General features: G+C 44.0%; 5 protein-coding genes. All 5 read left to right on the top strand.

Features of this window, described 5'->3' with window-relative positions:
* The coding region (locus AC1DPZ_RS20030) for a glycoside hydrolase family 43 protein (RefSeq protein WP_477406698.1) at nucleotides 1-970 on the top strand (970 nt) is incomplete at its 5' end.
* A 112-nt stretch (nucleotides 971-1,082) separates the two neighbouring features.
* Complete coding sequence (locus AC1DPZ_RS20035) at nucleotides 1,083-3,239, top strand: NPCBM/NEW2 domain-containing protein (RefSeq protein ID WP_477406700.1); 2,157 nt, start codon at nucleotides 1,083-1,085, stop codon at nucleotides 3,237-3,239.
* A 78-nt stretch (nucleotides 3,240-3,317) separates the two neighbouring features.
* Nucleotides 3,318-3,575, top strand: a complete 258-nt coding sequence (locus AC1DPZ_RS20040; RefSeq protein ID WP_477406702.1) for a beta-xylosidase family glycoside hydrolase — start codon at nucleotides 3,318-3,320, stop codon at nucleotides 3,573-3,575.
* 4 nt (nucleotides 3,576-3,579) lie between these two features.
* Nucleotides 3,580-5,532, top strand: coding sequence for a sialate O-acetylesterase (locus tag AC1DPZ_RS20045; protein ID WP_477406704.1), 1,953 nt, complete (start codon nucleotides 3,580-3,582; stop codon nucleotides 5,530-5,532).
* Nucleotides 5,533-5,611: 79 nt separating this feature from the next.
* The coding region (locus tag AC1DPZ_RS20050) for a sugar-binding domain-containing protein (protein WP_477406706.1) at nucleotides 5,612-6,150 on the top strand (539 nt) is incomplete at its 3' end.

A 6,150-nucleotide genomic window follows, 5' to 3' on the forward strand; every position in this document is an offset into this window, starting at 1 on the left:
GGGCGGTACCGGCCTCGGTCCGGAGGGCTCTCAGCTGTTTAAGATAAACAGCAAATATTACCTTTTCAATATTACATGGCCACCGGGCCACGTACGCACTGTTATCATACACCGGGCAGATAAGATCACCGGCCCGTACGAAGGACGAATTGGCCTCCAGGATTTAGGTGTGGCACAAGGCGGATTGGTTGAAGCGCCAAATGGGGCCTGGTATTCTTATTTGTTCCGCGATTATGGCTCGGTGGGCCGTATTCCCTATTTGGTCCCTGTAAAGTGGGTGGATGGATGGCCCGTTTTGGGCACTGGCGGCAAAGTGACCGATACACTCGGCCTGCCGGCCGGTAAAGGTTTGATCCCGGGCATCGTCGCTTCAGACGATTTTACCCGTAAAAAAGGGGAACGTGCATTACCACTGGTTTGGCAATGGAACCATAACCCGGATAATAGTTTGTGGTCTGTTACCGCGCGGAAAGGCTATTTACGGCTCAGCACCGGCAGGATCGACACCAATTTCCTGGCGGCACGAAATTCATTGACACAACGCACTATCGGCCCGGTATGCTCCGGGACAGTTTCGCTCGACGTTTCTAATATGAAAGATGGCGATTTTGCGGGTTTGGGCCTTTTGCAAAAAAATTACGGGTTGGCTGGTGTCAAAATAACCGGGGATAGCAAAGCTATCGTCATGATCAATGCAAGCACCGGAAAACCTGTAGAAGCACAACAAATCCCCTTAAACCAAAAGATAGTATACTTTAAGGCGGAATGCAATTTTACGAACAGGAAAGACGTGGCAGATTTTTTTTATAGCCTGGACGGGAAAACGTGGATACCATTGGGCACRCAATTAAAAATGGCCTATACCTTCCCRCATTTCATGGGCTATCGTTTTGCTTTGTTTAATTATGCTACAAAAAATACAGGGGGAGCGGCTGACTTTGACTTTTTTCATATAACAGGTTCCATTTGATATCAATATTTTTTTTAATGGGAAGGTGGTTAACTATTGGGTGGGAAAGCCAGCCTGTTCGACCGGTACATCATATATGATATATACACACACGCATAAATTTAGAAGAACAATGAAAATCAGAAAGAAAGTATTGCAGGTAATAGCTCTTTTTGCTACAGCGGGGGCGCAGGCTCAAAACCCGAATATACAAGCCATTTATACAGCCGAGCCAGCGCATCCTATCAATTATAAATTAAAAATGAATACAGCAAGTAAAAGCATATTTACTCTTGTTTTCGCTATTATCGTCAGCTTATTAAGCACAAGTTCCCTTTCCGCACAAACTGTTTGGTTAGATCAACTGGATCTCAGCACGGCTTCGCAGGGCTGGGGCGTACCTAAAAAAAACAGGTCGGTTGATGGCAACATCATGACCATCGCAGGCAAAACTTTTGAGCGTGGCTTCGGCACGCACGCAGAAAGCTCTCTTTTTATTCAGCTCGATGGTAAGGCAAATTCGTTTACCGCGCAGGTTGGTATTGATGATGAGGTGAAACAACATCAGCCCGCCGTAGAGTTTATTGTATTCGGCGATGGAGCGAAGCTTTGGTCGAGCGGTGTAATGCATGCAGGCGATACTGCCCGGCTATGTAATGTGAAACTTTCGGGTGTGAAAAAACTTGAGCTGCGGGTAACAGAGATAGGGCACAACAATCATGCCGACTGGGCAGATGCAAAATTTGAGGCGGCTGGCGTAGCAACTTTTGCTACTTATTATCCTGTTCCAAGTGAGCCTTACATTCTTACCCCTAAGCCATCGGCAAAACCGAAGATCAATAGCGCAAGCGTTTTCGGTGTCCGCCCGGGCTCGCCGTTTCAATTCAGGATACCTGCCACCGGAGACCGGCCAATGACCTTTATGGTTACCGGCTTGCCTCAGGGACTAAAGCTGGATCAAAAAACAGGACTTATCACCGGTAAGCTTGTAACAGCCGGCACTTACGTTATTCAATTGAAGGCAAAGAATGCGAAAGGTATAGCCGAAAAAAGTTTACGCATTATCTGTGGTGATAAAATTGCACTTACCCCGCCAATGGGTTGGAACAGTTGGAATTGTTTCGCCGGAGAGGTTTCTGCCGAGAAAGTTAAGCGCACTGCGGAAGTAATGGTGAAAACCGGACTTGTAAATTACGGATGGAATTACGTAAATATTGACGACTACTGGCAAAATAACCGCGATTCGAAAGATCCTTCCCAGCAAGGTAAGTTCCGGGACGACGCTGGTAATATAGTTCCTAATAAAAGGTTTGGAGATATGAAATCCCTGACAGACTATGTGCATGGTTTAGGTTTAAAGATCGGCATTTATTCCAGTCCTGGTCCCTGGACCTGTGATGGCGGTGCCGGTAGCTATGGTTATGAGCGGCAAGATGCCGAAAGTTATGCCAAATGGGGTTTCGATTACCTGAAATACGATTGGTGCAGCTATGGAGGAGTGCTAAATGGAATACCTGATAACGACCCAAACAAAGTAGTCTTAATATCTTACAATGGAGGTTATCAATTGTCTACCGCCGTCAAACCATACAAAATAATGGGAGATTATATCCGTCAGCAACCCCGCGACATTGTTTTCAGCTTGTGTCAGTACGGAATGTCGGATGTTTGGAAATGGGGCGATTCGGTAGGTGGAAACACCTGGCGTACAACGAATGATATAACAGACAACTGGTCCAACGTTAAAAGTATTGCATTAGCTCAGGATCAGTCTGCAGCCTGGGCTAAACCCGGTAACTGGAACGATCCGGATATGCTGGTTGTAGGAACAGTAGGCTGGGGTAGCCCGCATCCCACCATGCTTAAACCAGATGAACAGTATCTTCACTTCAGCCTTTGGAGCCTTTTCTCTGCGCCTCTGCTAATTGGTTGCGATATGGAAAAGCTGGATGCCTTTACCCTGAATTTATTAACAAACGATGAAGTTATTGCCGTTAATCAGGATGCTCTTGGCAAACAGGCTACCTGTGTTCAGACTATCGGAGATCTGCGCATTTATGTAAAAGAATTGGAGGATGGCAGCCGTGTAGCAGGCTTTTGCAATTTCGGTCTGGAGAAAGTGGATATCTCTTACAAGGATCTGAAAAAGCTTGGTATTTCAGGAAAGCAAAAGGTGCGTGATCTTTGGCGTCAGAAAGATATTACAACAATCCATGCGGACAAAGAGGCTCTTTCGGTTAAGGTTCCGGTGCATGGAGTGACTCTGTACAAATTTACGCCGGTTAAATAACAGGATAAGATATCTTAAGCTGAGCTCGATTTATAACTATGCGATTTGTAAGAGCCTGTTTAAATTTATGTCGTGAGAATGTCTGTTACAGAGCGGAAAGGGTATTTACGGCTCACCACCGGCAGGATTGATACCAATTTCCTAACGGCACGAAATTCATTGACACAACGCACTATTGGCCCGGTATGCTCCGGGTCAGTTTCGCTCGACATAAAAATGAAAAAATTGGAAATATATCTTAATGTTATTATGCTTGCAGCCCCGGTTGTTTGCTGGGCGCAAAGCTATCAAAAAACGACATTAGTTTTACAACCAGAGTTCACGCTATTCGAATAAAATAATGAAAATAAACAAACGGATATCATTAGTGTTTTTTACACTATTCCACTTTTTTCAAACATCCGGTTATGCCCAGGTAACTTTGCCAAAAGTGTTTGGCGACAATATGGTTTTGCAAAGAGGCATAAAAATTCCTGTTTGGGGAAAAGCAACTCCGGGTTCTTTGATTGTTGCAACGCTTGGTAAAGTAAGTACAGAAGCAAAAACTGATAAAGACGGCAAATGGATGTTGCATTTTCCGAAGTTTAAGGCAGGTGGCCCTTATGATCTCAAAATTTCTGAATCAGGAAAGCCGGAATTAGCAATCAAACTAACGGGGATTCTTATCGGGGATGTCTGGCTGGCTTCGGGTCAATCCAATATGGAATGGCAGGTACAGYAGGCGCTGGATGCTCCGAATGAAATTGCCAAAGCTGATTTTCCGCAAATTCGCTTTCTTGTGGTAGAACATGATATTAAGCTTAGTCCTCAATCTGATTTTTTATCGGGTAAGTGGAAACTATGCGACACAAATAATGTGAAGCAGCTCTCGGCGGTAGCCTATTATTTTGCCCGTAAAATACATAAAGAGCAAAACGTACCAATCGGTATTATTCAAAGTACCTGGGGAGGAACGCCGGTACAAACATGGACAAGCCGGGAAATACAGCTTACATCGGCTGCTACCAGGGCAAAAATGCTTGCAGGTGATACGCTGACTCAAAATAATGTTGTAAAAGATAGCCTGGATATGATACGTTTTTGGGACATCGTTTATCATCCACAGAATAATACTGATAAAACTGTTCCCTTACCGGATTATGTCGATTCTGGCTGGACCGCGGTTGAGATGCCCCGGCTGGTTAAAGATTTTGGGATCGGAAAATATGAAGGGATGATGTGGTTACGTAAAAAAATTGTGTTACCGCCATCCTTTGCAGGAAAAAATTTGGTGCTGAATATTGGCCATCCTGAACTGAATTACTCCCTTTATTTTAATGGTGCCGAAATATGTAAAGCGATTTGGAATAGCAATCCAAAACAATCTTTTACCATTCCGGCCGACCTGGTTAAAAACGGAGAAAATACCATTGCTATCAGAATGGCTATGTTGTGGGGCGGTGGCGGATTGAACCCTCCGGCCGAAAATATTTATATTGCCGATGAGGATGCTAAGATTTCTTTAGCAGGAAAATGGTTGTATAAAACAAATGTTGAACCTGCTCTTCCTAAAATCCACAATTACCAAAATTACCCTGCGGTGCTGTTTAATGCCATGATTAATCCGTTAATTCCTTTTGGGGTCAAAGGATTTATCTGGTACCAGGGCGAGGCGAATGCTTCGGAAGCTTACCGCTATAGGGAATTATTCCCAATGCTGATCAACGACTGGCGACAACGCTGGCATCAGGGTAACCTTCCTTTTTTATATGTTCAGTTGGCAAACTTCAAAAAAGAAGATCCGCTTCCTGCTGAAAGTGAATGGGCTGAACTGAGAGAAGCGCAGACACTAACACTGTCACAACCCAATACAGGTATGGCTTGCATAATAGATATCGGCGATGCAAACAGTATTCATCCGACAAATAAGCAGGAGGTAGGCCGCAGGCTGGCCCTGATAGCGGAAAAAAAAGCTTATGGGAAAAATGTTATTGCCTCGGGGCCAATGTATAAAAACTTCGTTGTCAAGGGTAAAGCTATAATCATAAGTTTTACCGGGACAGGTTTAGGACTTGCTACCCGGGATGCAGCTTCACTAAAAGGATTTGCGATTGCCGGAGATGATAAAAAATTCTATTGGGCATCGGCCAGGATCGAAGGTGATAAGGTAATAGTTAGTTCGGATAAGGTAAATATACCCGTAGCCGTACGTTATGCGTGGGCCGACAACCCCGTTTGTAACCTTGTTAACAAAGAAGGGCTGCCGGCCGTACCTTTCAGAACAGATGAATGGAAGGGAATTACCCAAAAGTGATTTCAGCAAGTTGAGCCTTAAAGAAGATGAGGATTTTATAGAGTTAGGATCCCGTTACTTCAAAAAAATATAAATCAATATGAAACAAAATAATACAAACAAAATTACATGGAATGTTGGCGCAATAGCTACAGTCCTGCTGTTTTTGGCAGGGAACATTGCCTGCTATGGTCAGGGTATTGATAAAACTGAGCGAAAGCAATTATTTGATAATAACTGGAAATTTTTTCAGCGAGATACTATATCTGCAAAATCAAGGGATTTTAGTGATATGGCCTGGCGAAACCTTGATTTACCGCACGATTGGAGTATCGAAGGGAAAATAAGTCCTAAAAATCCGACGGGCGGAGCCGGTGGATACTTTCCTGCAGGAATAGGCTGGTACCGGAAAGCTTTCAAAGCCCCGGCTGAATGGAAAGGCAAAAAGATTTCCATTTACTTTGAAGGAGTTTATATGAATTCTGAAGTTTTTATTAACGGAAAATCGCTTGGCGTTCGTCCGTATGGTTATTCATCATTCAGTTATGATCTTTCGCCTTATTTGGACTTTAACAAAGAAAATGTCATAGCTGTACGGGTAGACAATTCTCAACAAATAAACAGCAGGTGGTACAGTGG

The organism is Mucilaginibacter sp. P4_G9 (assembly GCF_056400985.1).

Excerpts from the sequence above, each read along its gene's own strand:
- AC1DPZ_RS20040 (WP_477406702.1), top strand. The coding sequence starts at position 3,318 with ATGTCTGTTACAGAGCGGAAAGGGTATTTACGGCTCACCACCGGCAGG.
- AC1DPZ_RS20035 (WP_477406700.1), top strand. The coding sequence starts at position 1,083 with ATGAAAATCAGAAAGAAAGTATTGCAGGTAATAGCTCTTTTTGCTACA.